25 protein-coding genes are annotated in these 25947 nt (G+C 64.3%); 13 read left to right on the forward strand and 12 right to left on the reverse strand.

From position 1 onward, the window contains the following. The first annotated feature begins 59 nt into the window (after positions 1-59). The 3 genes from ABEA12_RS05620 to ABEA12_RS05630 all read left to right on the forward strand — a co-directional run bounded on the left by ABEA12_RS05620 (position 60) and on the right by ABEA12_RS05630 (position 1690). Complete coding sequence (locus ABEA12_RS05620; protein ID WP_210099628.1) at positions 60-389, forward strand: ArsR/SmtB family transcription factor; 330 nt, start codon at positions 60-62, stop codon at positions 387-389. 2 nt (positions 390-391) lie between these two features. After that, on the forward strand, positions 392-1093 hold the full coding sequence (locus ABEA12_RS05625) for a cation efflux transmembrane domain-containing protein (RefSeq protein ID WP_210099629.1): 702 nt from the start codon (positions 392-394) through the stop codon (positions 1091-1093). Between the two features lie 204 nt (positions 1094-1297). Beyond that, positions 1298-1690 (forward strand): hypothetical protein, encoded by a 393-nt coding sequence (locus tag ABEA12_RS05630; RefSeq protein ID WP_210099630.1) that lies wholly within the window; start codon positions 1298-1300, stop codon positions 1688-1690. Positions 1691-1692: 2 nt separating this feature from the next. Here the strand turns inward: ABEA12_RS05630 and ABEA12_RS05635 are convergent, their stop codons facing one another. The 4 genes from ABEA12_RS05635 to ABEA12_RS05650 all read right to left on the reverse strand — a co-directional run bounded on the left by ABEA12_RS05635 (position 1693) and on the right by ABEA12_RS05650 (position 6047). Then, entirely contained in the window at positions 1693-2787 is a 1095-nt protein-coding gene (locus ABEA12_RS05635; protein WP_345466895.1) for a PQQ-dependent sugar dehydrogenase, read from the reverse strand. A 128-nt stretch (positions 2788-2915) separates the two neighbouring features. Continuing rightward, entirely contained in the window at positions 2916-3827 is a 912-nt protein-coding gene (locus ABEA12_RS05640) for a glycine betaine ABC transporter substrate-binding protein (RefSeq protein WP_210099631.1), read from the reverse strand. A 55-nt stretch (positions 3828-3882) separates the two neighbouring features. Continuing rightward, positions 3883-4731, reverse strand: coding sequence for an ABC transporter permease (locus tag ABEA12_RS05645; protein WP_210099632.1), 849 nt, complete (start codon positions 4729-4731; stop codon positions 3883-3885). Then, entirely contained in the window at positions 4731-6047 is a 1317-nt protein-coding gene (locus tag ABEA12_RS05650) for a quaternary amine ABC transporter ATP-binding protein (protein WP_210099633.1), read from the reverse strand. The genes ABEA12_RS05645 and ABEA12_RS05650 overlap by 1 nt, the downstream gene beginning before the upstream one ends. Positions 6048-6551: 504 nt before the next feature. Between ABEA12_RS05650 and ABEA12_RS05655 the strand changes: the two genes are divergently transcribed. The 3 genes from ABEA12_RS05655 (at position 6552) to ABEA12_RS05665 (ending at position 8608) form a co-directional block, all read left to right on the forward strand. Continuing rightward, a complete protein-coding gene (locus ABEA12_RS05655; RefSeq protein ID WP_210099634.1) occupies positions 6552-6890 on the forward strand; it encodes a bifunctional 3-phenylpropionate/cinnamic acid dioxygenase ferredoxin subunit in 339 nt (112 codons plus the stop codon). A gap of 40 nt (positions 6891-6930) precedes the next feature. Next, positions 6931-8142, forward strand: coding sequence for an NAD(P)/FAD-dependent oxidoreductase (locus ABEA12_RS05660; RefSeq protein WP_210099635.1), 1212 nt, complete (start codon positions 6931-6933; stop codon positions 8140-8142). Positions 8143-8233: 91 nt separating this feature from the next. Further along, positions 8234-8608, forward strand: a complete 375-nt coding sequence (locus ABEA12_RS05665) for a non-heme iron oxygenase ferredoxin subunit (RefSeq protein WP_210099636.1) — start codon at positions 8234-8236, stop codon at positions 8606-8608. Here the strand turns inward: ABEA12_RS05665 and ABEA12_RS05670 are convergent. Beyond that, positions 8605-9438: a hypothetical protein gene (locus ABEA12_RS05670; RefSeq protein WP_210099637.1), complete on the reverse strand. Its 834-nt coding sequence runs from the start codon at positions 9436-9438 to the stop codon at positions 8605-8607. The genes ABEA12_RS05665 and ABEA12_RS05670 overlap by 4 nt on opposite strands. A 205-nt stretch (positions 9439-9643) precedes the next feature. On the opposite strand from ABEA12_RS05670, the gene ABEA12_RS05675 reads away from it, so the two are divergent. The 6 genes from ABEA12_RS05675 (at position 9644) to ABEA12_RS05700 (ending at position 15414) form a co-directional block, all read left to right on the forward strand. Next, on the forward strand, positions 9644-10909 hold the full coding sequence (locus ABEA12_RS05675) for an MFS transporter (RefSeq protein ID WP_210099638.1): 1266 nt from the start codon (positions 9644-9646) through the stop codon (positions 10907-10909). Between the two features lie 118 nt (positions 10910-11027). Beyond that, entirely contained in the window at positions 11028-11480 is a 453-nt protein-coding gene (locus tag ABEA12_RS05680) for a DedA family protein (RefSeq protein ID WP_210099639.1), read from the forward strand. Between the two features lie 272 nt (positions 11481-11752). Continuing rightward, positions 11753-12247, forward strand: a complete 495-nt coding sequence (locus tag ABEA12_RS05685; RefSeq protein ID WP_210099640.1) for an Lrp/AsnC family transcriptional regulator — start codon at positions 11753-11755, stop codon at positions 12245-12247. 53 nt (positions 12248-12300) lie between these two features. Continuing rightward, positions 12301-13149 carry a DUF1989 domain-containing protein gene (locus ABEA12_RS05690; protein WP_210099641.1) on the forward strand — a complete coding sequence of 283 codons (849 nt, stop codon included), beginning with the start codon at positions 12301-12303 and terminating at the stop codon, positions 13147-13149. Between the two features lie 189 nt (positions 13150-13338). Continuing rightward, positions 13339-14556, forward strand: coding sequence for an NRAMP family divalent metal transporter (locus ABEA12_RS05695; protein WP_210099642.1), 1218 nt, complete (start codon positions 13339-13341; stop codon positions 14554-14556). A gap of 42 nt (positions 14557-14598) precedes the next feature. Beyond that, positions 14599-15414 carry a putative hydro-lyase gene (locus tag ABEA12_RS05700; RefSeq protein WP_345466908.1) on the forward strand — a complete coding sequence of 272 codons (816 nt, stop codon included), beginning with the start codon at positions 14599-14601 and terminating at the stop codon, positions 15412-15414. A 20-nt stretch (positions 15415-15434) separates the two neighbouring features. Here the strand turns inward: ABEA12_RS05700 and ABEA12_RS05705 are convergent, their stop codons facing one another. Beyond that, positions 15435-16424 (reverse strand): nucleoside hydrolase, encoded by a 990-nt coding sequence (locus tag ABEA12_RS05705; RefSeq protein WP_210099643.1) that lies wholly within the window; start codon positions 16422-16424, stop codon positions 15435-15437. A 298-nt stretch (positions 16425-16722) separates the two neighbouring features. Between ABEA12_RS05705 and ABEA12_RS05710 the strand changes: the two genes are divergently transcribed. Next, positions 16723-17955: an MFS transporter gene (locus tag ABEA12_RS05710; protein ID WP_345466911.1), complete on the forward strand. Its 1233-nt coding sequence runs from the start codon at positions 16723-16725 to the stop codon at positions 17953-17955. On the opposite strand, the gene ABEA12_RS05715 is transcribed toward ABEA12_RS05710, so the two are convergent. From ABEA12_RS05715 to ABEA12_RS18630, 6 genes are read right to left on the reverse strand one after another with little or no spacing between them, the layout of a single operon-like run. Beyond that, positions 17952-18632: a response regulator gene (locus ABEA12_RS05715; RefSeq protein ID WP_210099644.1), complete on the reverse strand. Its 681-nt coding sequence runs from the start codon at positions 18630-18632 to the stop codon at positions 17952-17954. The two genes, ABEA12_RS05710 and ABEA12_RS05715, sit on opposite strands and share 4 nt — an antisense overlap. Continuing rightward, on the reverse strand, positions 18629-21127 hold the full coding sequence (locus ABEA12_RS05720) for a DUF4118 domain-containing protein (RefSeq protein WP_210099645.1): 2499 nt from the start codon (positions 21125-21127) through the stop codon (positions 18629-18631). The genes ABEA12_RS05715 and ABEA12_RS05720 overlap by 4 nt, the downstream gene beginning before the upstream one ends. Before the next feature lie 4 nt (positions 21128-21131). Beyond that, positions 21132-21746 carry a K(+)-transporting ATPase subunit C gene (gene kdpC, locus ABEA12_RS05725; protein ID WP_210099646.1) on the reverse strand — a complete coding sequence of 205 codons (615 nt, stop codon included), beginning with the start codon at positions 21744-21746 and terminating at the stop codon, positions 21132-21134. 48 nt (positions 21747-21794) lie between these two features. Then, positions 21795-23954, reverse strand: coding sequence for a potassium-transporting ATPase subunit KdpB (gene kdpB / locus ABEA12_RS05730; protein ID WP_210099647.1), 2160 nt, complete (start codon positions 23952-23954; stop codon positions 21795-21797). A 6-nt stretch (positions 23955-23960) separates the two neighbouring features. Further along, a complete protein-coding gene (gene kdpA, locus ABEA12_RS05735; RefSeq protein ID WP_210099648.1) occupies positions 23961-25628 on the reverse strand; it encodes a potassium-transporting ATPase subunit KdpA in 1668 nt (555 codons plus the stop codon). Beyond that, positions 25628-25849 carry a potassium-transporting ATPase subunit F gene (locus ABEA12_RS18630; RefSeq protein ID WP_210099649.1) on the reverse strand — a complete coding sequence of 74 codons (222 nt, stop codon included), beginning with the start codon at positions 25847-25849 and terminating at the stop codon, positions 25628-25630. Before ABEA12_RS18630 ends, kdpA begins: the two co-directional genes overlap by 1 nt. Positions 25850-25947 lie beyond the last annotated feature (98 nt).

Here is a 25947-nt window from a genome sequence, read left to right on the forward strand (position 1 = left end):
TTGGGATCCGAAACGAGTACACCAAAACCTGAATACAGAAATTGTTGCACTATCAGTTTGTGGAAACGGAAACTCATGCCAATGTACTGACCCGATTCGGATATGCCCTGTCCGACCCGGCCCGAACGGTTGTGTTGCTGGCCCTGCGGACAGCGCCGGCCTACCCCAGTGAACTGGCTGACCTTGTGGGAGTCTCACGACAAAAGCTCTCCAACCACCTGGCGTGCCTGCGCGATTGCGGACTGGTGGCCGCATTTCCCGAGGGGCTCCGCACCCGCCAAGAACTGGCCAACCCGCTGCTGGCCAAAGCCTTGACAGAACTGCTCGGCGTGGTCCTGATGGTGGATCCCCGGCATTGCGCCAATGCAGCCACCGAGGGCTGCTGCTGAGCATGGAGAGCGTCAACGGCCGCATCGGAGCCTTGGCCGATGAGCGGCGCGCCGTGCTTGTCGGCCGGGTCAGGCTCCTTGTTGCGGCAACCATCAGCTACAACGTGATCGAAGCCATTGTTGCAATTACCGCGGGGAAACTCGCATCCTCCAGTGCGTTGGTCGGTTTTGGCTTGGATTCGATGGTGGAGGTGGCTTCCGCCGCGGCGGTCGCTTGGCAGTTCAGTGCCAAGGACCCCGAAGCACGCGAAAAAACAGCACTGCGTGTCATTGCGGTGTCCTTCTTCGTACTTGCTGCCGTCGTTGCCACCGACGCAATCCGCTCGCTGCTAGGTGGTACCCAGGCGGTGGAATCGATGCCCGGAGTCGTGCTGGCCGCACTGGGCCTGGCAATCATGCCGTTCCTGTCATGGATGCAGCGACGTGCTGGTCGGGAACTCGGTTCCCGCTCGGCCGCTGCCGATTCCAAGCGAACGCTGCTCTGTACCTACCTTTCGGCCGTACTGCTCGTGGGACTTCTCATGAACGTCTGGCTCGGCTGGTCGTGGGTGGATCCACTGGTGGCGCTGGTTATTGCCGCGGTTGCCCTCAACGAAGGGCGCAAGGCTGGGAAGGGCGATGGCTGCTGCGCACCCAACGCGGGGCTGCACGTGGGTGCCCCGGAGGTAGGGAACGAGGGCTGCGGTACTGGCATCGAAACGTAAGCCAGGCGGAAGCGCGGGTCCGAGCCTGATCCATCCGGAACCGGGAGCGAATAACCGCAGTGTCCGGCGGAATCCCGAAACCGGCGGAGAACCCCGTTCTCGTTGGGAAAAACCGTCCATTCCCGGCCCGGACCCACAGCGGGGAAACCGTGCAGTGCACCCTCGGATGCAGGGACTCGCAGCGGCGAACCATAGGATGAGAGCGTGCGAAACCTGCTGAGCTCCCTGGGCCCGACACTTGACCTTCTGGGGTGGGTGGCGCTGATTGCCGCGGCCGGGTTCTATGCCTTTGCGGTGGCCGAGAGCCGCAAGGATGCCGGCTGGAAGTGCACGAGCTACAAGATCACGGTCTTCGAAGGGCAGGAATGCCTGGTGTTCCACACCTCCGACGGCACGATCCGCAGCGAACTGCTGGTTCTTGAGCACCGTCCGAAGCCCGCGGGCGAGGACCTGGTCTACTACCGGGAGGACAAGACCGGGTCGTGGCAACTGGAGAAGCCGCGCTCACAGGTGCGTTTCCTGTATTGGACAGCAGGGGCACTGGCTGCGGTCTTCGTGCTGAGCCGCGTCCTGCGCCTTGTCGCCAACATGTCCTAGGTTCAAGCAAAAGGCACCGAAATGATCCTGGAACCGGGACCCTCGTTGGTGGCCACCCACAACCGGTTCTCCACCACCAGCACATCGCGCAGCCGCCCTTCCTGCCCGGCAAGGGACTGCCGGGCGCCTGGCAACCTGCCATCGGATGGAAGCACGGATCCTGGCAGGGGCAACTCCCACAGGCGCTCGCCGCGCAGGCATGCCACATATGCAATATCCCCGGCTATGGCCAGGGCGCTGGGTGAGGCATCTGCGGTGTTCGGCCACACGTGGATTGGGTCCACAAAGCGCTCGTCCCTCGCCACCCCGGTGACCCGTGGCCAACCGTAGTTCTTGCCCGGTTCGATCAAGTTCAGCTCGTCGTCCTTCTCCGGGCCGAGTTCGCTGGCCCACAATCGGCCCGCCGAATCCCAAGCCAGGCCCTGTACGTTGCGGTGCCCGTAGGAATACACGGGGGATCCGGCAAAAGGGTTGGTATCCGGGATTCCGCCGGTGGGATCGATGCGCAGGATCTTGCCGTTGAGCCGGGAGACGTCCTGCGCAGCAGCCTGGTCGGTGGCATCCCCTGTGCCGATGTAGAGCAGGGAATCGGGGCCCAGGTTGATGCGTCCGCCATTGTGGATGTTGGCCCGGGGCAAGCCGGTGATGATGTCCTGGGCAGGCCCCACCGAGGAGCCATCCAATACGAAGCGCACCACCCTGTTATCCGTCGTGGTCCCCAGGTAGGCGTAGAGCCATTCATCCCCGCTAGGCGCATCGAGGATCTCGAGTCCCAGCAGCCCGGCCTCGCCGCCGGGGACCACCTGTGGCAGGTGCACCAGTGGCTTGAGTGTCCCATCGGGGTGCAGTGCCATGATCCGCGCGGTGTCGCGCTCGGAGACCAGGATGCTCCCGTCCTTGCGGACCACCATCGACCAGGGTGTGTCCAGGTCCGAGGCCTTGGTTTCGGGCCCGTCGCCGGTGTCCGCGGATCCGGTGGCGGCGGGCTTCACGGGAGCGGAGCACGCGCCCAGTACGGCCAGCGCGGAAACACCGCCCAAGGCCAGCACCCTACGGCGATCCATGTCCCTGCCGGCAGTCGGCCCGCGTGTGGTCATGGCCAGAGTCTACTATTTGTTCGTTGACGTGTGGAAGGACCGCGGGCACGAAAAACCCGGGCCGGCAGGGACAACAGCTTGTAGGCTGTTGTCCCGGCCGGCCCGGGGCCGTGGAGGGTGTTGCTCGACTACTTCGAGGCAGTCAGCGAATCCACCCATTCTTGGTTTTCGGAAATCCACTTGTCCACGATGGGATCGAAGTCCTGGGTATCCGTGTCGTTGAACATGGCGTTCTCCAGGGAGAAGAGCTGCTCGTCGTTCATCTTGAAGTCCTTCATCCAACCGGCAAGCTCGGGGAAGTCGTCGTTGAAGGTGAGGCTGCCGTAGGTGCTGATTTTTTCAGCGGTGCCCAGCGTGCCCTTGGGGTCCTCAAGATCCTTGATGGGGAACGCGTCGTAGGCCCAGTGCGGACGCCACAGGGTCACCAAGACGTTCTTCTTGGCATCCGTTTCCTTCTTCAGGACGGTCAGCATGCCGGGAGTCGAAGAAAGCACGTAGTCCATCTTGTCCAAGCCGTACTGCGGGATGACACGTTCGTTCATGGCCTTGGTCAGGCCCGCACCGGCGTCGATTCCCACAATGCGGTTATCGAACATGTCGGCCTTGTCGGCGAGCTCGTCCAACGAGGTGATGTCTGCATCCTCGTTTACGGCAACCGTCAACTTGGCGTTGTCGTACCAGGTTCCCAGTTCCTGGATCTTGTCACCATAGGTTTTCAGCTGGTCGGCGTGGGTTTCCGGCAGCCAGACGTCCATCGCCATGTCGAAGCCGCCGGAGGCAATGCCGGTGAATACCGGAGCAACATCGGCGCTGGTCAGCGTGACGTCGTAGCCCTTTTCGCTCAGGATGCGATCCCAGAGGTGGGAAACGGCAAGGCCCTCGTCCCAGCCAGCGAAAACGCCGATGGTCAGTTCCTTCTTGTCGTCATTTCCGGAGCTGCCGCTGGCTCCTGCATCGGCGTCGCCGCCGGAACCGCAGGCGGTCAGGGCCAAGGCCGAGGCCGCAGCCACGGCCATCAAAGATACGAGTTTCTTCCTCATGGTTTTGCCTTTCTTGGTGACCCCCAGCGTTCCGGGGCCGCAACTTGGTGAGTGGTTAAGCTTGTTCGTGGTCCCTGGGCCTGCCCAGGGAGGCAGTGATGCGATCAAGGAAGATCGCCAGGATGACCACCGAGAGACCTGATTCCACACCGAGCGGTGTGTTCAGGCTGGTCAGTGCCGCGTACACGGCGCCACCAAGGCCGCCGGCGCCGACCATGCCCGCGATGACCACCATGGACAGTGAGAGCATGATGACCTGGTTGATGCCGGCCATGATGGTGGGCATCGCCAACGGGATCTGGATCTGGCGCAGGATGCGCATGGGTGAGGCGCCAAAGGCCTGGCCGGCCTCGACTACTTCACTGTCCACGGAACGAATACCGAGTTCCGTGAAACGGGCGCCCGGGGCCAACGCGAAGACGATGGTCGCTACGATGCCCGGCACGGGTCCGACGCTGAGCAGAAGCATGACCGGAATCAGGTAAACGAATGCGGGCATGGTCTGCAGGAAGTCCATGACGGGTTTCACCACACTGGAAACGGCAGCCGACTTGGCGGCGGCGATTCCCAAGGGCACGCTGATGATCACCGCGACCAAGGCGGCCACCAGGACCAAGGCCAGCGAGTCCATCGCGTTTTCCCATTGGTTCATGCCGTAGATCAGCAGGAAACCAACGATGGTGCCCAATGCCAGCTTCCAGCCCTTGACCCAGAAGGCCAACGCGGCGAGCACGATGATGACTGCCCAGAACGGAGGGGTCACCAAAACCCAGTCGAGCGCATCGTAGAACTGTTGGAAAAAGGCCTTGAGTCCGTCGAAGAAGGCACCGAGATTATCGATGACCCAGTCAAGGGCCGTTTGCGCCCATTTACCGACGGGAATCCGGAATAAGTCATTGGCCATTAGTGAGTGCCTCCCATTTCACCGGATGGTTCCTGGGTGAATATTTCTGCTCGTTGGCTACCGTCGTGGCGTCCCGCGCTTTGTTCCTGCGCGAGGATATCCATGGACTCGGTTGATGAAGGCACGTTGCCCAGGGCGGCCAGCAACGTTGCCCTGGCCACGGCCCCGACAAGCTGTCCTTTTTCATCGACCACTGGCAGTGGAGTGTTGCTTTCCACTGCGCGGCCGAAAAGGTCGTTCAGCGGAGTGTCGGTGGAGACCGCTTCCTCCTGCCGCGTCAGGATCTCGGTAAGGTCCGAGGCGCCACCGTCGGCAAGGGCCGCAACCTCGCGATCGGTGACGATGCCGCGGAAGATGCGGTTACGGTCGATGACGAAGGCCCCGGTGGTCTGTTGCTCGCGCATGGTCAGCAGGGCGGCACGTGCGCCTCCGCTGAGGCTGACAACCGCTCGCGGGTTCTCCATGACGGTGCCGGCGGTCAGCACGCGGGTGCGGTCCACGTCTCGGACGAAGGACGCCACATATTCGTTGGCCGGGTTGGTGAGGATCTCATCGGGGGTGCCGATCTGCACGATTTCACCATCGCGCATCACAGCAATGCGGTCCCCAAGGAACATCGCCTCGTTCAAGTCGTGGGTGATGAAGACGATTGTCTTTCCCATGCTTGCCTGAAGCGCAGCCAGCTGCTCCTGCATGTCGCGGCGGATCAGCGGGTCAAGTGCGGAAAACGCCTCGTCCATCAGCAGGATGTCGGTTTCGGAGCACAAGGCACGGGCCAGCCCGACGCGTTGCTGCATGCCTCCGGAGAGCTGCTCAGGGTACTTCTCGCCCCAACCGGTCAATCCCACGGTGTCGAGCATCTTGGTGGCGAGCTCGGTGCGCTTCTTCTTCTCGACGCCCTGGATTTCCAGTGCGTAGGCGGCGTTTTCCAGCACGGTGCGGTGCGGAAGCAGCGCGAAGTGCTGGAACACCATGGAAACGCTTTTTTGCCGGACCTCGCGCAGGGCCTTGCCGGAGATCTTGCTGATGTCGGTGTCGCCGATGTGGACCGATCCGCTGGTCATTGGCCACAAGCCGTTGAGCATCCGGATCAATGTCGACTTGCCCGACCCGGAGAGCCCCATGACAACAAAGATCTCGCCGGGCTGGACCTCGAACGACGCGTCAATGACTGCCGCCGTACCCAGTGCGGCAACGTCCTTGCGCGATTGGCCGTCCTTGAGGGCTTTCACCGCTTCTTGCGGTTTGCGTCCGAACACCTTGAAGGCGTTGGAGACACGTAGGGCCGGTGTTGCCGTCCCAGGTGCTGATTTCATGCGTCGTTCCGTCCACGTGTCGCGCAGAAGATCCGGCGACACGATTTGTGCATTCTGGATCACAGGGCCGCCGGGTTCGGCCATTGGCCGCACGCGATGGATGAGACTTAGAAAGCCAACGCTAACAGCAGGCACAATAGTCTTAGCGGATTCACAGCTGGTTTCAGGGGTTTTTATACCAAAAACGAGTATGCGATCCGCATATCCATGGTATAAAAACGACGTTACGACATCGTGATACTCGGAGAAGGGAAATGCCGAATCCTTGACGCTATTCCGCGCGCAAAGCGACACCGATACCCAGTGCCTGGAAAAGGGCGATCAGATGCATTCCTCGGGAAAAAGGGCGTCGGCGGGCACTTGCTTGCGTCGGCAACGGCAACCGAATCGGTCGGCTAGTTACGCGCAGGGCGCCATCCGCGAGATGATGGAAGGACACCTATTCATCACTTCCACTTCCGCCGGGCTCCGCGCCGCGGCGGGAAGGAATCCAGGAGGCACCTCATGAGCGAGGCAATCAACATCGGTAGCGTCGACAGCATCGAAGCCGGCGAGGCCATGGTCATCACGTCCGAGGAGAACGGCACCCAGGACGACATCGCCGTGTTCCACGCCGAAGACGGAAACTTCTACGCCATCAACGACGAGTGCACCCACGAGACCGCCTCGCTGGCCGACGGCTGGATCGAAGGCGTCGAGGTCGAATGCCCGGTGCACGCGGCAAAGTTCTGCCTCAAGTCGGGCACCGCGCTGTGCCTGCCGGCCACCGTCGCCGCCCGCACCTACAAGATCGAGGTCCAGGACGGCGAACTGCTGCTCTACCCGGACACCCCGGCAAGCTAGAACACCCATCGATCGCCACGACCAAGGACCCAGAACACCCATGAGCATTGAATCCATCCTGATCGTCGGCGGAGGATTGGCAGGATTCACCGTCGCGCAGTCCCTGCGTACCGGTGGCTACCCGGGGACACTGGGGATCATCGACCCGGCGGGAATCCCCTATGACAGACCGCCCTTGAGCAAGGGCTACCTGTTGGGGGACAAGGACGCCGCCGGCATCGAGCTGGCACCAGCCTCCTGGTTCGCCGAGAACCGGATCGATATCATTGAGGCCACGGTATCCGCCCTGGAAACGGATCCGCCGGGCGTCCAGCTCCAGGACGGCCGCCGCCTGGGCGCTGACCGCCTGGTCCTGGCCACCGGCGGCTCGGCCACCGTGCTGCCCGTGGCAGGAGGGGACCTGGAATCGGTACTGGTATTGCGCAACAGGGCCGATGCCGATAAATTGCGGGCCAAGATCGTCCCGGGAACGAGGCTGGCAATCGTCGGGGCAGGGCTCATCGGGGCCGAGGTCGCCTCGGCTGCCCGCCAACTGGGGGCAGAGGTCATCCTCATCGACCCCATTGACCCACCCCTTGCCCCGGCCGTTGGAGAAGAATTGGCCAGGCGTCTGCACAAGATGCATGCCACCGCAGGGATCCAGGTCATCCTGGGGGCCCCGGCCCGGATCATCGGGACGGAGTCCGGCCACCGGCTGGAGCTCATCGACGGGCAGTTCATCGATTGCGACGAGGTGTTGGTGGGAATCGGGATCAGGCCCAACACCGCACTGGCGCAGGAGGCGGGCCTGGCCACCGACAACGGGGTGCTGGTCGACACGCACCAGCTCACCTCCCACCCGGGCATCTACGCCGTTGGGGACGTGGCCAGGAGCAGGGGCGGCGACGGGACTCTGCTGCGCCGCGGGGAACACTGGGAGCATGCACTGAACACCGGGGCGACCGCGGCCGCGTCGATCCTGGGCCAAGAGCTGCCGGCGCACGGCGCCGCATGGTTCTGGTCCGACCGGCACGGAACCCATCTCGAGGGGACCGGCGACATGAACGCACCCGGAACCACGGTCCTGCGGCTCCTTGATGGGGAACCGGTGGCGGCATTCAAGCTTTCCGATGACGGCCGGATGCTCGGGGCGGCAGCCATCGACGGGGGGCTGACCATCAGGGCCGCCCGGCGCATCATCGACAGGGGCATCATCGTGGATCCAGCGGCGCTCGCCGATCCACAGGTGCCGCTGCGCAAACTGGCCCGCTGATCCGGCGGCGGCCTTGCCCTCAGTGCCGCTGCCGGGGAAGACTGGGCACAGCACATTGCGAGCCGGAAACCCAGCGAAAGGCCGATTCAACATGGGAAGCGAAGCCAACGACGTTTTTGGGCAAGCACGCGCGATGGACGTGGGCGAGGTGGAACTGCTGGAGCCGGGAACGACACTGTTCATCGCGGCGGAGGACAGCGGGTACACCGAGGACATCGGGCTCTTTCGCACCGAAGACGGCACCTACTACGCACTTGACGATGAATGCCCGCACGAGGTCGCTTCACTCTCCGAGGGCTGGATTGAAGGCGATGAAATCGAGTGCCCGTTGCACTCCTCGCGCTTCTGCCTGAAGAACGGCAAGGTGCTTTGCCTGCCGGCGGTCCGCGATGCACCCACCCACAAGATCGAGATCACCAACGGGCGCGTGCTGCTGTACCCGGGGACACCGGCAATCGGAGCCTAGTCCAGTTCGGCGAAATTCTTGACGCGACCCAACGCGGCGTCGGTTCCCAGCTCTGCCCTGTCCGCGGCGGACCTCCAATAGTGCTCGAGGGTGCGCAGCAGCTGGTCCGGGTTGGCGGTGAGCTCATGGATCAGGATGAGAAGCCGCTCGGGGCTTTGCGAGGAGCGGGGCTGCTGCTCCACCGTGATCCATGCCGGACCGCGCTTGCCCAGCGGCTTGCGCCCGGCAGGGTCGCCGGCTTCGATTCCCGCAACGTCGTTCCAATAGATTTCGCGTGTGCCGCGGGAATCGTAAAGCACGATGCGGCTACGGGTCAGGTAGAGGCCCGGTTCCTGCGCGGTGGCGCCGATGCGCGCCATGTGCAGTCCCCTGTTCAGCACATATACGCCGGTAGCCAGCAGGAACGCCGCCAGCAAGACGATGAGGATCGAGGTGTCATTGGTGTAGGCCAGCAACAGTCGGGCACTCAGCGCCACGGTGGCCACCAGGATCACCACGGCCAGGCCCATGATGGCAGCGGCCCACCGGGCCGAGCTACGGAACATCGGGAACCAGGTGGCGGCGCGCGGCCCGGTGCTGGTGGCAACTGCCGCGGTTCCCGCGGCCCGGTCGCGGGTGGGGCGGCGATAGGCTGCCACCACACCCATCAGCATGGCCAAGGCGCTCGCCAACAGCGCGGTGGAAAGCACCGGACGGGCATGGAGCAGCGCGTAGGTCCCGGAGGATGCAAGGAAGGCAAACAGCACGAAGGAGGGCAGCAAGTGGTGTGCCAGGTTCCAGCCACTGTGGCGTGGGGCCCACAGCCTTGCTTCGGATCCATGTTTGCTCATGCCAATAGCCTAATCTGCGGCATACCGAAACCCGGTGAAGGCCCCGCAACCACGAGCGCAGGAAAATGGGGTGCCTGCGGCGGATTTCGCCTACGATAAACGAACTATGGAATCGATTCGCAAGCGTGTAAAAGTGATCACCTGGCTGCTTGTTGGCGCCCTCGTTCTGGGAACAGGGGCCGGCGTGCTCTCGGGCGTGATCTAGTTGCCACGGCTCCCAGCCGGTGGTGAAGCTGCCCTGCCCGAGGCGCTGCGCAGCCCCACCAAGGACGTCACCCGTGGCTGGGTGGCTTCGGTGGTGGCGATCAACATCGGCATCAACGTCGTCTTTTTCGCCCCGATCAACGTGCTGCTCGGATTGCAGGCCACCGCCATCGACGCCGGGTCCAAGGAAGCGATCCTCTCGCTGGTCACCGCGTGCGGCGCTTCGGTGGCGTTGGTGGCAAACCCGCTGTTCGGTGCGCTGTCGGACCGCACGGTTTCGAAGATGGGGCGTCGTTCTCCCTGGATCCTGGCCGGTGCCATCCTGGGTGCTGCGGCCCTGTTGATGCTCTCCGGTGCAACCACCGTCGGGTTGATGCTGTTGGGCTGGTGCCTCCTGCAAGCCGGCGCCAATGCCGCCTACTCCTCGGTCACTGCCGCGATCCCGGACCGGGTGCCTGAACGCCGCCGCGGCGCCATCGGCGGGTTGGCTGCCATGGGCCAGACGGTGGGGATCCTGCTGGGAGCCGTGGTGGGGTTCGTGATCTCAGGGAATATCACCGTCGGTTACATCATCTGCGCTGTGGCGCTGGTGGTGGGCGTGATTCCCTACGTGCTGCGGCCCAACGACCCGGTCCTGCCGCGGGAGTTCAGGACGAAGTTCAAATTCCTGGAGTTCATCAAGGGATTTTGGATCAACCCGCTGACGCATCAAGACTTCGGCTGGGCCTGGCTGACCCGGTTCATGATGAATACCGGAAACCAGATGACCATCGTCTATCTGCTGTTCTTCCTCACCGACGTGGTGCACCTAGAGGATCCCGCCGGCGGCGTACTGGTCTTGACGGGAACCTATGCGGTAATGGTCATCATCAGTGCAGTGCTGCTCGGGCCGATCAGCGACAAATCGGGAAAGCGCAAGATCTTCGTTTCGGGATCTTCGGTCGTCGTGGCATGCTCCGCCCTGATCATTGCCTTCACGCAAAACTTCACGGGAGCCATTGTCGGGGCGGCGGTGCTGGGACTGGGGTTCGGCGCGTACCTGGCCGTGGACTTCGCGCTGCTGACCCAGGTGTTGCCCTCGGCCAAGAGCAGGGGCAAGGATATGGGAGTCATCAACGTGGCCAACTCCCTGCCCCAGGTCGTTGCCCCCATGCTCGCATTCCTGGCGGTGAGCATGCTCGGCGGCTACACCGCATTGTTCATTGTTGCCGCGGCAATCGGCCTCCTGGGTGCCTTCCTAGTGCGAAATATCCGTTCGGTTCCCTGACCCGGAAGGGCGTTCGGCGCACCTGGATCCACGGATACCGGAAAGCCGCGGGCAGCGGCGGTGTCTGGTGGCTCACTAAAGCCGGGGACGCCGCACGCGCAGCGATAAGCTGTTGCCCATGGACTGGTTACGGGACGCCCCTTTCGGCTGGGCCTTTTTGTTTCTCTTTTTGCTGTCCATGGCACGGGCCAACACCACCTACTGGCTCGGACGCGGCATTGCCGCCGGGGTGAAGCACACCCGTTTCCAACATGTCCTCACCGGCCCGATCTACCGGCGTGCCGAGCGCTTCATCCAACGCTGGGGCATCCTGGCGATCCCGTTCTCCTTCATGACCGTGGGAATCCAGACGGCAGTCAACGCCAGCGCCGGCGTCGCACGGATGACGCTGGTGCGTTATCTTCCGGCCGTTTTTGTCGGATGCCTGATCTGGGCCACGATCTATTCCACCGTCGGCATGGCGGTGGTTTATGCTTGGCTTGCCCTGGGCTGGCAGTGGATCGTTGCCGGCGCACTGGTCCTGGTCATCGTGACGCTGGCGTGGATCCGCCACCGCCGCCATAGCGCCTGAATCTTCGGAGGCAAGGCGCGTCGGTCCGTGTTTAGCGATTCGCTCGCGCTCTGGACCATACGGACTACACGATGCTCCGCAGCGGCGAGGGATGGTTCATCGAAGGCGTGTGCGCTTCGTGGATTCGCAAGAATTGCACCGATGAAATGGACAGCTATATCAACAGCCTTGGCGGCCAGCCGTGCACTTATTGCGGCACGTTTGGTGCTCTGACGAATATTCATCAGTAGGATTCAGGAAACCATAGAATCACTGCGAAAGTCGGTACCGTTGTGGCCATCACCCAAAGGAACGTCCGTCAGGTCAACCCCGTGGAGCTTGACGACATCGACCGCGGGTTGTTGCGGATGCTCACGGAGAACTCGCGCCGCACCAACAACTCGCTCGCGGAGGAATTGGGCATCGCCCCCTCGACCTGCTTGGCCCGGCTCAACGCACTGCGCTCGGCAGGGGTCATCCGTCGGTTCACCCTCGATATCGATCCCGAGGTCCTGGGCCATGCGCTCGAGGCGTTGATCTTCGTGAAGATCCGCCCGGGTGCCAGGCATCTGATGTCCTCCTTTGCCGAGGAGATGCGTGCCAAGCCCGGGGTCACCCAGCTGTTCTTCCTTGGTGGTGCCGATGACTTCCTGATCCACGTCGCGGTGCGGGACTCCAAGGACGTGCGCCAGTTCGTGCTGGACAACCTCTCGGCGAACCAAGCGGTGTCCACCACCCAAACCTCGCTGGTCTTCGAGCACAGCCAGGGTGCCGTGCCCTGGCTGTAGCGTCCCAGCCCGCGCACAACGTCAAACCGATGAAGTCCCGAAAGGAAAACCCCATGAATCAGAATTCCCAGGCCCCGCTGACAGATGCCGCATACAAGGGGCCCGCGCTCGAGGTGAACAGGGAGTTCTACGGCAACATCGCCAACAGGCTGGAATCGCGGACACTGGTCGACTCCTTTGACATCCCCATTCGATCCGGAAAGGCATGGAAAGTGCCTGCCGGACACGTGTGCCGCATCCTTACGGTCGATGGCCCCCAGGTGGGGGACCTGAACCTGTGGAACTACGACAACCCCCGCGAACGGTTCTGGGCGGCCCGTACCCGCCAGCTTCAAGCCGCGCATGTCACCACGTTCGACCGTTTGTGGTCCAATCTTCCCTTCCTGCGACCGCTGGCCACCATCACGGCGGACACCTTGGAGAACTACGGCGTCGATGACGACGGGGGACGGGTTCACGACACCCTGGGTACCAGGTGCGATCCGTACGTCAACCGGATGCTTACCGGCGACGACTTTGATTATCATTGCCACTCAAACCTGACCCGAGCGGTGCTCCCGTTCGGCCTGACCGAGTTTGATGTGCACGATGTGCTCAACGTGTTCCAATGCACCGGTCTCAACGACAAGGACCAATACTTCATGAAGAGTTGCCCGGCCAAGGTCGGGGACTACTTCGAGTTCTTCGCCGAGCAGGACCTGCTCGTCGCCTTGTCCACGTGCCCCGGTGGTGATCTTTCCGTTCCGATGTGGGGCGAGGGTGCCCATGATCCCGTTGAGGTGTGCCGGCCCATCGGCATCGAGATCCACAAGATCGATACCGGCGTTTTGGGGGACTGGTCATCGCCCGGTTTGCCGCAATACGCCGGAAACCACGGGCTCAGGGCCACGGGCTGGAGCTAGCGGGACCTCGGGGCCATCGTCGCGATTTGGCCGCGGGTGCTGGCCTGTTGGCGGGGGGTGGCAGGCAGGGATAAAAAGCCAAACGAAGTTGTTGAACAACCCCTTGCCAGTATTGTTCAACAACATGTAGTGTTCCGTAGGTCGCCTATACCTGTGACAACAGTCACCGAACCCCGGATGGACGGAAACATGGCCAATCCCAGCACCAAGCCCTCGCTCGGCAGATCCGCCAAGCGCACAGCCCTACTGGGCGCCATGTTCCTCATGGCCACCAGTGCAATCGGTCCGGGCTTCATCACCCAAACAACCGAATTCACCGTCCAGATCGGGGCGTCCTTCGCCTTCGCGATTGTCATCTCGATCCTGGTGGACATCGCCGTCCAGCTGAACGTGTGGCGGATCATCGGCGTCTCGGGCCTGCGCGCCCAGGAACTTGGCAACAAGGTGCTTCCGGGCATCGGCTGGGTGCTGGCGGCATTGGTCTTCATCGGCGGCGTCGTCTTCAACGTGGGCAACATCGCCGGAACCGGGCTGGGCATGAACGCCATGCTGGGCCTGGAGCCCAAGATCGGCGGTGCGATCTCCGCGGCAGTGGCCATCCTGATCTTCCTGTCCAAGCGCGCGGGAATGGCACTTGACCGCATCGTCATCATGCTCGGTGCCATCATGATCCTGTTGATGCTCTACGTGGCAATCATTGCCGCGCCTCCGGTTGGCGAGGCGCTGAAGAACGTTGTCATGCCCGAACAAATGAGCTTCCTGATCATCACCACGCTGATTGGTGGAACCGTCGGCGGCTACATCACCTATGCCGGTGCGCACCGGATGCTTGACTCGGGCACCGTGGGCATCGAGAACGTCTCGGACATCGCGCGCAGCTCGGTGTTGGGCATCATCGTCACCGGCATCATGCGCGTCCTGCTGTTCCTGGCGATCCTCGGGGTCGTGGCCGGCGGAGCCGTGCTGACCAGCGACAATAAGGCGGCAGAGGCCTTTGGCCACGCCGCCGGCGAAATCGGGATGCGCTCCTTCGGCGTGGTCCTGTGGGCCGCGGCGCTGACTTCGGTGATCGGTGCCGCGTACACCTCGGTATCCTTCATCACGCGGTCGACGACGCGTGAACGCACCCGAAACCTCATCACGGTGGGTTTCATCGCGGCATGCGCAGTGATCTACCTGGTGCTGGGCCAGGCGCCGCAGACATTGCTGATCTTCGCCGGCGCCTTCAACGGGCTGATCCTTCCCTTCGGCTTCGCGATCCTGCTCTGGGTTGCCTGGCGCCGCCGGGACCTGCTCCATGGCTACGTCTACCCCAAGTGGCTGTTGGTCATCGGTGTGGCCACCTGGTTGCTGACCCTCTTCCTTGGCTGGAACTCCATTGCCGGGCTCTCCAAGCTCTGGGTCTAGGCAAACGCTCCAGGAACCGATCACCGAAAGGAAAAACCAAAGATGGCACCGACTGGATCCCCGACAATGACAACCCGCGAGCGGGCCTCTCTGGCCCCGGCCAAGGCCCGTGAACTCTTCCGCAACGGGCTCTCCGTGCCGACGGCCGGCTTCTGTGCGGGCTTTGCGCAGGCAAATTTAATCATCGTACCCAAGGCCCAGGCCTTCGACGTGTTGCTCTTCGCCCAGCGCAACCCCAAGTCCTGTCCCGTGCTCGGGGTCCTGGACGCGGGGGAGACCAGTAGCGAGCTGCTGGCCGGCGGGGACATCCGCAGCGACGTGCCCAAGTACGTGGTCTATGAAAACGGGGTGAAGGTCGCCGAACCCACGGACCTGGACCAATACTGGCGCGATGACCTGGTGACGTTCATCGTGGGCTGCTCGTTCACCTTCGAAACGGCCTTGATGGAGGCCGGGATCTCGATCGCCCACATCGACCAGGGCGTGAACGTGCCCATGTTCAAATCGAACATCCGCAGTGCCTCGGCAGGATCCATGGCAGGGCCCATGGTTCTCTCCATGCGCCCGATCCCGGCGTCACAGGTCGCCGACGCAGTGCGCATCACCTCTCGCTACCCGGCGGTCCACGGGGCCCCGGTGCACATCGGAAACCCCGAGGAAATCGGGATCACCGACTTGTCCGCCCCGGACTTCGGGGACCCGGTGCAGATCCCCGAGGGATCCATCCCGGTATTCTGGGCCTGCGGGGTGACACCCCAGGCGGCCGTCATGGAATCACGCCCGGCGCTTGCGATCGGCCACGCCCCGGGTTACATGCTCATCACCGACGCCAAGGACAGCACCTACCTGGTGCCGTAGCACCGTGGCGCACCAACGCGTTATGCCAGGGGAATGCGCCCGGGAGCACCTGCGCGCAGCGCGCCGCGCATGATCTCGGCCATCGCGCCGGGATCGGCGTCCAGCACCACGCGGCAACGGGAGCCGGCGGGCTTAGGGCTTCCCTTGTAGAGACCGCGCAAGTCGCAAATGGTTTGGCCACGGCCGGGGCCCTGGGTGGTGTCCACGACAACGCGTGCGTAGGGGGCGGAGAGAAGCTCGACGCGCCCCAGCGCGATGGCCGCGGCCAGCGGGTCGTGCATGGCCGAGCAGCGCCGCCCGAAGACGCCAAGGTAGAAGTTGAAATAGTGCCCGAGCATCGCCCCCACGGCGCGCACGGCGCCCTGTTCCGAGCCGAGCAGCGCCTCGAGGTCCGGCTCCTCCAGGACGTGGCACATCGTGGCATCCAGCGGCACCAAGACGATTTCCCAGTCCGCGGCCAGGACCTCGGCGGCAGCCTCGGGATCGTTGTGGATGTTTGCCTCGGCCGCGGCGGTGACGTTGCCCGGGGCCAGTGCCGATCCGCCCATGATGGTGATCTCACGGACGAGCGAAGGCAGCTCCGGGGCAAGGCGCAGGGCCGCGGCGATGTTGCTCAGTGGACCGATGGCGATGACGCCCAGCGTGCCCGGGTTCTCCCGAGCCAGGCGCACCAGCAGCTCCGCGGCGGACTCTCGTGCAAGCTCGAGGCCCGATTCGGGCAGCTGGACCTCGCCGATGCCGTTGTATCCGTGCACGTGCGGGGCACCCCCGGCGTAGGTGCCGGCTTGGGGATCATGGAGCCCTAAGGCGACGGGGATGTCCGGCCGGCCGGCCATGGCCAGCAAATCAAGGGTGTTCCGTGCGCCCTGCAACGCGTCGGTGTTCCCGCTGACCGAGCCGATGCCCACAAGATTGGCCCCGGCACCGAGCAGGTACGCCAAGGCCAGGGCGTCGTCGATCCCGGTGTCGCAATCAAGGAAGAATGGTGCGTGGGTTTCGACGCTGCTCATGGGGCTGCTCCTGGAGGTGGAAAGATCGGGATCCGAATCCCGCGCAGCCGGAGCACGACGGGACATTGGACGAGGGGTCATCCATCACGGAGGGAACTGAAAATACTCACCAATCCTACGCGGTCGGTACGCCGGGTTGGTCGCAACTTTTCCTTGGTCCTCGAAGTCATGAACCCGGTGCAGCGGCAGCGGGCGTGAAACACTTGCCTGCAACGCCTGTGGGCGATTCATTCGCTGCCAAACCAAGAGATCATGGCCCGCAACGTCCCGTACGAACCGAAAGTCGAGTCCCTCCGCCGTGTCCCACGCGAAAAAACAATGGTTGCCCGCAGCGCTGAGCCTGATGATGGTCGGGTGGGGCGCCAACCAATTCGTTTCTTTGCTGGTCATTTACCGCAACGCCCACGGCTTTTCGGAAGTCATGGTCACCTCCATGCTGGGCATCTACGTCGCAGGCTTGGTGCCCGCATTGCTGCTGGGCGGACGATACTCGGACCGCGCCGGCCGCAAGGGTGCCACTATCCTCGCCGTGGGGCTGTCCATGGCCGCCAGTGCCGCCATGATGGGTTCGGTCTTCGGCGCAGCGCCGTTGTTTGTTGGCAGGTTGCTGGCAGGAACGGCGACCGGCCTGGCCATGGCAGCGGCCACCAGCTGGGTCAAGGAGCTCTCCCAGTCACCCTGGGACACCACCTCGGTGGCAGGTTCCGGTGCCCGACGTGCCTCGTTGCTGACCTCCGGCGGTTTCTGGTTGGGACCGGTGGTCGGCGGGTTGCTGGCAGCATCGGCCCCGGGCCCCGAGATCCTTCCCTATGCGGTGCACATGGTGCTGTGCATACCGCTGCTGGCCGTCGTGGCGCGCCTTCCCGAAACGCGGCCGCGGCAATCCCCGCAGGTCCCCTTTCCCGAGGTGGCGGCGGGCAGGGCGCCGGGCCGCAAGAGGTTCTGGCTGGTGGTGGCGCCGGCGGCACCCTGGGTATTCGCCGCCGGAACCATCGGTTTCGCCGTGATCCCGGCGGTGATCCCCGGGCTGGGGGACGCCCGCCTCGGTTACGCCACCGCCGCGGTGGCCATCACCCTTGGATGCAGCGTGCTCATCCAACCGTTGGCGCGACGTCTTGACTCGGTGCTCAGCGCCCGTTCGCTGATCACCGGGGTTGGCGTGGTGCTTGCCGGCTTGTGCCTGTTGCTGGTTGCGATAGTGTTTCCCAACCCGGCACTGGGGCTCATCGCCGCAGCGGTCTTGGGCTCGGGCAACGGATTGCTGATGGTCGGGGGCCTGCTGGAAATCCAGCGGTCCGCCCGCGCCCACGAGCTCGGTGCGCTGACCGGGTACTTCTACACCCTGGCCTATGTAGGCTTCCTGGCCCCGACGGTTGCCGCTTTGGTGGGGCAGTGGGTCGATGCGCTCTGGATCATCGCCGGGATCACCGTGCTGTGTGTGGCCTCGCTGTGCATCGTGGTGCTCAATTCACGCAAGTACCTGCCGCACGCCCTTGAACAGGTCGATGCGAAAGCTGGTTCCCGGGCCTAATCGGGCACAAACCTGTACCCCATGCCGGCTTCGGTGACCAGGTAGCGCGGATGCGCGGCAACGGGTTCCAGCTTCTTGCGCAGCTGGCCCAGGTAGAGGCGCAGGTAGCCGGTTTCCTTGAGCAGATGCGGTCCCCAGACCTCCGCGAGCAGGTTCTGCTGGGTGACGAGCTTGCCGGGGTTGTTCAGCAGCACTTCCAACACGCGCCATTCCGTGGGGGTCAGCCTGACGGGTTTTCCGGGCACACCGCGGGTGACCTGCTTGGCGGCCAGATCCACGCTGACATCTCCAAAGCGGATCACCGGCACCTCCGGCGCACCGGGGGTGCGTCGGGAGAGCGCACGGATCCTGGCCAGCAGCTCCTCGGTGGAAAACGGCTTGGTGACGTAGTCGTCGGCGCCGGCATCCAGTGCAGCGACCTTGTCGGCGGCACCGATGCGTCCGGAGATGACCAGGATCGGCACGGTCGACCAGCCGCGCAGGGCAGCGATAACTTCCAACCCGTCGAGCTTGGGCATGCCCAGGTCCAGCAGGACCAAATCGGGGTGGGTCGAGACCGTTAGGCGCACGGCTGCGGCACCGTCGGTCGCCGGAACCACCTCGTAGCCGTAGGCTCCCAAAGTGATCCGCAGGGCGCGCAGGATCTGTGGATCGTCGTCGGCAACAAGGATCTTCATGGCGTGGCCGTTTCTGCGGGGCCGGGGGCGCCGGGCAGCGACAAGACCATGGTCAGTCCGCCGCCGGGGGTTGCCTCGGCATCTAAGGAGCCGCCCATGCCCTCGGCGAAGCCACGTGAGAGCGCCAGGCCTAGGCCCAGGCCGGTGAGGTTGTCCATGTCCCCGTGCCGCTGGAAGGGGACGAAGATCGCATCCTTGTGTGCTTCGGGCACGCCCGGGCCGAAGTCGACGACCCGGATCTCGGTGCGCCCGGCAAACTGGCTTGCGGCAAGGATCGGGCGCCTGGATCCGGCGCCGTGGTGCAGGGCATTGGCGAGCAGGTTCACCACGATGCGCTGGGCCAGGACGGCGTCGGCATCGAACGGCTCAAGGTCCCCGGGCACATCCACCTCAAGGTCCGCTGGCCCCAACCCCGTTTCCTCGAGCGCCGGAAGCAGCACGTCCCCGACCGAGATGCTGGTCTTGATGACACCGAGCATTCCTGCTTGCACGCGAGAGACATCCAGCAGGTCGGTGACCAAGCCCGAGAGGGCCTGGAGGGATTCGTCGGCCGTTTCCAGCAGTTCGGTCCGATCTGCGTCACTGTAGGTCACCGCCGTGGAACGCAGCGAGGTCACCGCCATGGTGGCTGCGGTCAACGGACGGCGCAGGTCGTGGCCGACGGCCTGCAATAAGGCGCTGCGGACCTTGTCGGCCTCGGCCAGCGGCCCCAGCTCGCTGGCCCTTTGGCTGACGGTGCGAAAATCAAGTGCTGCCTCCAACTGCGAGACGATGGCGGCCAGTGCCCGGCGGTCCGCGGCCGGAAGGTCCCTGCCGTAGAGCTGGAGGCTTGCGTGCGGCCCGACGGGTAGCGTGGTGCGCGGCGGTGCGTTGCCGGGGTTCCCGGAGCCAACCACCTGCCCGTCATGTTCCACCAAGCGCACCGCGGTAAGGGCGAAGGCCTCGCGGGTCTGGTTGACCAACGCCTCCAGCGCGTCGGCGCCTCGCAGCACGGAGCCCGACACCGTGGCAAGCAGCGCCGATTCGGCAGCCGACCGGGTCGCTGCCCGGTGTCGCCGCGCTGCCCGGTCCACCACCACGCTGACGAGGATGGCGATGAGGGTGTACAAGATGAGCACCACCAAGTGGGTGGGCTCGGCAATGGTGATGGTGTAAAGCGGGTCGATGAAGAAGTAATCCAGTGTCAACCCGGAGAGCAGCGCGGCAAGGACCGCCGGATAGACGCCGCCGGCCAGTGCAACCAGGACCACGAGCAACTGGTAGGCCAGCACGTCGACGGTGATCGAGTCCTCGCTCTCGGGCAGCCGGCGAAGGAACCACGTCAAAAGCGGCCCCCCGGCCAGGGCCAATGCGAATCCGGCCAGCAGCCTCCAGCGGGTCAGTGCCCCGCGTGGGCGCGGCAGCTTGCGTCCGGCGGCAGCGGCGTGGTTGACCATGTGCACGTCGATGTCCCCGCTCAGGCGCACGATGCCCGCCCCGATGCCCGGCCCGGTCATGGCGGTTGCCAGCTTGGAGCGCCGAGAGGCCCCAATGACCAGTTGCGTGGCGTTTGAGGCGCGGGCGAACTCGACAAGGGCGGTGGCGATGTCCTCCCCGACCACCTGGTGGTAGCTGCCCCCGAGCCGCTCCACCAGCAGCCGCTGGTCCGCCAGCACCCCGGGCTTGGAGGTGAGCATCCCGTTGGGGGTGGTGACGTGCACCGCGGAGAGTTCCCCACCGCTGGTCCTTGCGGCAATCCGTGCCCCGCGGCGCAGTAGCGTCTCGCCCTCCTCCCCGCCGGTCAGTGCGACCATGACGCGCTCTCGGGTCTCCCAGCGGCTGGAGATCCCGTGTTCGGCCCGGTATTTTTCCAGGGCGGAGTCGACCTCGTCGGCCAGCCAGAGCAGAGCGATCTCGCGCAACGCAGTGAGGTTCCCCAGCCTGAAGTAGTTCGACAGCGCCGCATCGATGCGTCCTGGCGGATAGATCAGCCCCTCCCCGAGCCGGGTGCGCAGGCCCTGGGGTGTCAGGTCGATGAGCTCGATCGCATCGGCTGCACGCAGCACGGCGTCGGGGATGGTTTCGCGTTGCGCCGCCCCGGTGATTTCGTGAACGACGTCAGCGAGGGACTCGATGTGCTGGACATTGACCGTGGAGATCACGTTGATCCCCGCCTCGAGCAGCTGCTGGACATCCTGCCAGCGTTTTTCGTGCCCGCCTGTTCCCACGTTGGTGTGTGCGAGCTCGTCCACCAACGCGGTTCGCGGGGCTCGGGCCAGCACCGCGGCGGTGTCCATGTCGCTGAGCTGCACCCCGCGGTGCTCGAAGATGCGACGGGGAACCAATTCCAGGCCGGTCACCAAGGCTGCGGTGGGTGCCCGCCCGTGGGTCTCGACAACGGCCAAAACCACGTCGTGGCCATCCGCCAGGAGCTGGTGGCCCTCCTGGAGCATGGCGTAGGTCTTGCCGACTCCGGGGGCGGCACCCAGCAATACCCGCAGCGTTCCGCGTCTCATGTGGCTAATTATCCAGCCCGGCCAGGGCAATGTTCAGTTCCAACACGTTCACCCGGCGCTCTCCGAGGAACCCGAGGTCCCTGCCCGTTGCTTCTTCGGCGACCAGCACCGAGACGCGTTCCGGATCCATCGACCGTGCGGCGGACACCCGGGCCACCTGCCCCAACGCGTTCTGGATGGAGATGTGTGGATCCAACCCGGACGCGGACGCGGTCAGCGCGTCTGGCGCCGCCACCTCGGTGCCGGGGTTTTGTGCCAAGTAGGCCGCCTTGCGCGCGGCGATGGCCTCGATCAAGACGGCATTTTCCGGACCGTGGTTGGATCCGGAGGAAGCGGCACCGTCGTAGCCGTCCCCGGCCGCCGAGGGCCGGGGCTGGAAGAATGCCGGGTCCGGATTGCCCGCGGCGTCGTTGAAGCCCTGTCCGATCAGCGAAGAGCCCAGCGCCCCTTGGCCGTGTGCGGGGTCATGGACCATGGAGCCGTTGGCCTGGGCAGGGAAAGCGAGCTGCCCCACGCCCAGGATCGTTGCGGGGAAGAGCACCCCCAGCACCAGGGTCAGCAGGAGCATGCTGCGGGTGGCGACCCACAGGGTGCGGGGCCAGGATCGTGTGGTGGACATGAGTGCGGTTCTTTCCGTGGTGTGTGGGTATCGGGGTGCGGCGCGCGGTCAAAAACCGGGGATCAGCGAGATGGACATGTCGATGAGCTTGATGCCGATGAACGGCACGATGACCCCGCCCAGGCCATAGATCAGCAGGTTGCGGTTCAGCGTGGCGGCGGCCGAACGCGGATGGTATGCCACCCCGCGCAGCGCTAGGGGGATCAGGAAGATGATCACCACGGCGTTGAAGATCACCGCGGAGAGGATCGCCGAGGCCGGGGTGGAAAGGCCCATGATGTTCAGCACCGCCAGGCCGGGGAACACCGAAGAGAACATCGCCGGGATGATCGCGAAGTACTTGGCCACGTCGTTGGCGATGGAGAACGTCGTCAGTGCACCGCGGGTGATCAGCAGTTGCTTGCCGATGCGCACGATGTCGATGAGCTTGGTGGGATCCGAGTCCAGGTCCACCATGTTCCCGGCTTCCTTGGCCGCCGAGGTGCCCGAGTTCATGGCAACTCCCACGTCCGCCTGGGCCAGCGCGGGGGCGTCGTTTGTCCCGTCCCCGGTCATCGCGACCAGGTTGCCCCCGGCCTGTTCGGCCTTGATCAGCTCCATCTTGTCTTCCGGGGTGGCCTCGGCCAGGAAGTCGTCCAGCCCGGCCTCGGCGGCGATCGCCGCAGCGGTGCGCGGATTGTCCCCGGTGATCATCACGGTGCGGATGCCCATGGCGCGCATCTGGGCGAAGCGTTCTTTGAGCCCCTCCTTGACCACGTCCTTGAGGTAGACCACGCCCAACACCCGGGTCCCGGTCGCATCGCGTGCCGCAACCACCAACGGAGTGCCGCCCAAATCGGCGATCTTCTCCACCACTGCGTCCAGTTCCTGGCGCCTGTCCGCATCAAGCGGGGCGTTGATCCCGGCCCAGGAAAGGATCGCCGAGCCGGCGCCCTTGCGTAGCGCCGAACCGTCGGAGAAGTCGATGCCGCTCATCCGGGTCTGTGCAGTGAATTCCACGGGGCGCCCCGATTCGCCAAGGACCGGGCTGATGCCAAGTGTTGAGGCCAGAGCCACGATGGACTGGCCTTCGGGGGTTGCATCGGCCAGCGAAGCGGTGGATGCCGCCAAGGCGAGCTCGGTCTCGCTGGTCCCTTGCAGCGGATGGAACGCCGCGGCTTGGCGGTTGCCGTAGGTAATGGTGCCCGTCTTGTCCAACAGCAGGGTCGTCACGTCCCCGGCGGCCTCGACGGCACGTCCGGATAGCGCCAGTACGTTGTGCTGGATCAACCGGTCCATGCCGGCGATGCCGATGGCCGAAAGCAGCGCCCCGATGGTGGTGGGGATCAGGCAGACCAGCAGCGCAATGAGCACCGGAAGCCCCACCTGGGCGTTTGAGTAGGCGGCGATGGGGTTCAGTGCCAGGACCACCACCAGGAAGATGATCGACAGCGTGGCCAGCAGGATGTTCAGCGCCACTTCGTTGGGGGTCCGCTGGCGCTGGGCGCCTTCCACTAGGGCGATCATCTTGTCAACCAGCGAGTTGCCCACCGCGGTGGTGATCCTGATGATGATCGCATCGGAGATGACCTTGGTGCCGCCGGTGACGGCCGAGCGGTCGCCGCCGGATTCGCGGATCACCGGGGCCGATTCGCCGGTGATGGCCGATTCATCCACTGCAGCGATGCCGTTGACGATTTCCCCGTCGCCGGGGACCACTTCCCCGGCGACCACACGCACGTAGTCCCCGATATGCAGTTCAGAGGAGGGGACAAGGGTTTTGGGGCAGGTGACCCGGGCGGGGTCGATGGAAGGATCGTAGGCCTCCAGTCGCGTTGCCATGGTGCTGGTGCGCGACTCGCGCAGGGACGCGGCCTGTGCCTTGCCCCGGCCCTCCGCCACGGATTCGGCGAGGTTGGCAAAGATCACCGTCAGCCACAGCCAAACGGCCACCAGAGCGGTGAAACCCAGAGGTGTCTTCGCGTTTCCGGCATCGGGCACCGGGGCCAGGAAGGGCTCGGCGAGGGCCAGCACGGTGGTGAACACCGCACCAAGAAGGACGATGAACATCACCGGTGAGTGCCACATCACCCGTGGGTCCAGCTTCTTGAAGGCGCCGGGCAGCGCCGCACGCAGTTGCGCCAGGTCCAAGGCACCGGTCCGTGGGTGACGGGGCTCGTGGAGGATTTCGGTTGTGGGTTCCACCGGGGGCAGTATAAGTGTGGACATGGGAATCTAGAGCAATCCTTCGGCGAGGGGTCCCAATACCAGGACCGGGAAGAACGTCAACGCGGTGACGATGAGGGTGATGCTTCCCAGCATCATGGAGAACTGGGGCTTGTCGGTGGGAAGGGTTCCGGCAGTGCTCGGGACGCGGTCCTGTGCCGCGAAGGTTCCCGCCAGCGCCAGCACCCAGAGGATGGGCAGGAAACGTCCAAGCAGCATGGCCAGGCCCAAGGTGGTGTTTAGCCAGGGGGTGTTGGCTGTCAGGCCGGCGAATGCCGAACCGTTGTTGTTCGACGCGGAGGTGAAGGCGTAGAGCACCTCGGAGAATCCGTGCGGACCGGGGTTCAGGATAGAGACCGCTTCGATTTCTGCCCGGATGCCGGGAATCGCGAAGCTCAGCGCGGTGAAGCCCAAGATCAGGGTGGGCACGGTGAGCAGGTAGAGCGAGGCAAGCTTGATTTCGCGGGCACCGATCTTCTTGCCAAGGTACTCGGGTGTGCGGCCCACCAGCAGCCCGGCGATGAATACCGTGATAATTGCCAGCACCAGCAGCCCGTATAGCCCGGAGCCAACCCCGCCTGGCGCCACCTCGCCGAGCATCATGTTCAGCATCGGCAGCATGCCGCCCAGTGCGGTGAACGAATCGTGCATGGAGTTCACGGCGCCGGTGGAGGTCAGTGTGCTGGTGGTGGCAAAGAGCGTGGATCCGCCGATACCGAAGCGTTGTTCCTTGCCTTCCATTGCCGCGCCTGCTGCCTGCGGACCTGAACCGGAGCCGGCGTATTCCAGCAGTGTCAACGTGGTCAGCGAAATCAGGAACAGGCCTGCCATCACGGCCAGGAGGGTGTAGCCCTGCTTCTTGTTCCCGACCATGACACCGAAGGTGCGGGTCAGTGCGAAGGGAATGGCCAGCATGAGCACGCATTGGAACAGATTGGTCAGCGGCGTGGGGTTTTCGAAGGGGTGGGCGGAATTGCTGTTGAAGAACCCGCCGCCGTTGGTCCCCAGCAGCTTGATCGCTTCCTGGGAAGCCACCGGACCGCCCGGTATGGACTGGATGCCGCCACTGATGGTATTCACATCGGTGAATCCGTTCAGGTTCTGGATGACACCACCGGCCAGAAGCACGATGGCGGCGACAGCAGCAATGGGAAGAAGCAGACGCAACACTCCGCGCACCAGATCAACCCAGAAGTTGCCAATGGTGGAGGTGCGTCGGGCGGACAGGCCCCTGATCAATGCCACTGCCACGGCAATGCCCACCGCAGCGGAGACGAAGTTCTGCACGCCCAGGCCCACTGCCTGGACGAGGTAACCCATGGTGGATTCGCCCGCGTACGACTGCCAGTTGGTGTTGGTGGCGAAAGAGGCTGCGGTGTTGAAAGCGATCCCGTGCGGTACGGCGGGCAGCCCAAGTGCCAGGGGGAGCCGCTCCTGGAGCCGCTGCAGGGTGTAGAGCAGCACCACGCCGACCAGCGAAAAGGCCAGGACGGAGCGCGCATAGGACTGCCAGGTCTGGTTGGATTTCGGATCGACTCCCATGGCGCGATAGATCCCGCGTTCGGCTCCCGTGTCCCGTGGGGAGGTGTAGACCCGTGCCATGTAGTCGCCCAGCGGCCGGTAGAGAACCGCGAGCACTACGACCAATGCGCCTGCTTGGGCAATGGTGAACCACATTAGAATCGCTCCGGCTTCAGCAAGGCGATAAGTAGATAACCGATCGCAGCGATTCCCAGGACGACGGCAACCAGCTCGAAAACGATCAAAGCTTCTCCACCGCCCGCACCACAAGTCCCAACGCAGCGAAAACCGCGAAGGGGATGAGCAGATACAAGATATCGAGCATGATGGGTGATGGCCCTTTCGATGGGATCTTTGGTGAGATCTCCATCAGACACCCTGTGCGACCTTGAGAGCCGGTCCCTAACGAGTTCCTGACGCCTTGGCCGTGAAGACCTACGCCTTCCTGACGCTCAGGGCCGAGAAAACGGCAACC

Origin of the sequence: Paeniglutamicibacter antarcticus (genome assembly GCF_039544305.1) — a bacterium.
Lineage (GTDB): Bacteria > Actinomycetota > Actinomycetes > Actinomycetales > Micrococcaceae > Paeniglutamicibacter > Paeniglutamicibacter antarcticus_C.

Excerpts from the sequence above, each read along its gene's own strand:
- ABEA12_RS05690 (WP_210099641.1), top strand. The coding sequence starts at position 12,301 with ATGAATCAGAATTCCCAGGCCCCGCTGACAGATGCCGCATACAAGGGG.
- ABEA12_RS05625 (WP_210099629.1), top strand. The coding sequence starts at position 392 with ATGGAGAGCGTCAACGGCCGCATCGGAGCCTTGGCCGATGAGCGGCGC.
- ABEA12_RS05670 (WP_210099637.1), bottom strand. The coding sequence starts at position 9,438 with ATGAGCAAACATGGATCCGAAGCAAGGCTGTGGGCCCCACGCCACAGT.
- ABEA12_RS05640 (WP_210099631.1), bottom strand. The coding sequence starts at position 3,827 with ATGAGGAAGAAACTCGTATCTTTGATGGCCGTGGCTGCGGCCTCGGCC.
- ABEA12_RS05635 (WP_345466895.1), bottom strand. The coding sequence starts at position 2,787 with ATGACCACACGCGGGCCGACTGCCGGCAGGGACATGGATCGCCGTAGG.
- ABEA12_RS05720 (WP_210099645.1), bottom strand. The coding sequence starts at position 21,127 with ATGAGACGCGGAACGCTGCGGGTATTGCTGGGTGCCGCCCCCGGAGTC.
- ABEA12_RS05665 (WP_210099636.1), top strand. The coding sequence starts at position 8,234 with ATGGGAAGCGAAGCCAACGACGTTTTTGGGCAAGCACGCGCGATGGAC.
- kdpB (WP_210099647.1), bottom strand. The coding sequence starts at position 23,954 with ATGTCCACACTTATACTGCCCCCGGTGGAACCCACAACCGAAATCCTC.
- ABEA12_RS05700 (WP_345466908.1), top strand. The coding sequence starts at position 14,599 with ATGGCACCGACTGGATCCCCGACAATGACAACCCGCGAGCGGGCCTCT.
- kdpA (WP_210099648.1), bottom strand. The coding sequence starts at position 25,628 with ATGTGGTTCACCATTGCCCAAGCAGGCGCATTGGTCGTAGTGCTCGCG.
- ABEA12_RS05645 (WP_210099632.1), bottom strand. The coding sequence starts at position 4,731 with ATGGCCAATGACTTATTCCGGATTCCCGTCGGTAAATGGGCGCAAACG.
- ABEA12_RS05660 (WP_210099635.1), top strand. The coding sequence starts at position 6,931 with ATGAGCATTGAATCCATCCTGATCGTCGGCGGAGGATTGGCAGGATTC.
- ABEA12_RS05695 (WP_210099642.1), top strand. The coding sequence starts at position 13,339 with ATGGCCAATCCCAGCACCAAGCCCTCGCTCGGCAGATCCGCCAAGCGC.
- kdpC (WP_210099646.1), bottom strand. The coding sequence starts at position 21,746 with ATGTCCACCACACGATCCTGGCCCCGCACCCTGTGGGTCGCCACCCGC.
- ABEA12_RS05655 (WP_210099634.1), top strand. The coding sequence starts at position 6,552 with ATGAGCGAGGCAATCAACATCGGTAGCGTCGACAGCATCGAAGCCGGC.
- ABEA12_RS05715 (WP_210099644.1), bottom strand. The coding sequence starts at position 18,632 with ATGAAGATCCTTGTTGCCGACGACGATCCACAGATCCTGCGCGCCCTG.
- ABEA12_RS05680 (WP_210099639.1), top strand. The coding sequence starts at position 11,028 with ATGGACTGGTTACGGGACGCCCCTTTCGGCTGGGCCTTTTTGTTTCTC.
- ABEA12_RS05705 (WP_210099643.1), bottom strand. The coding sequence starts at position 16,424 with ATGAGCAGCGTCGAAACCCACGCACCATTCTTCCTTGATTGCGACACC.
- ABEA12_RS05650 (WP_210099633.1), bottom strand. The coding sequence starts at position 6,047 with ATGAAATCAGCACCTGGGACGGCAACACCGGCCCTACGTGTCTCCAAC.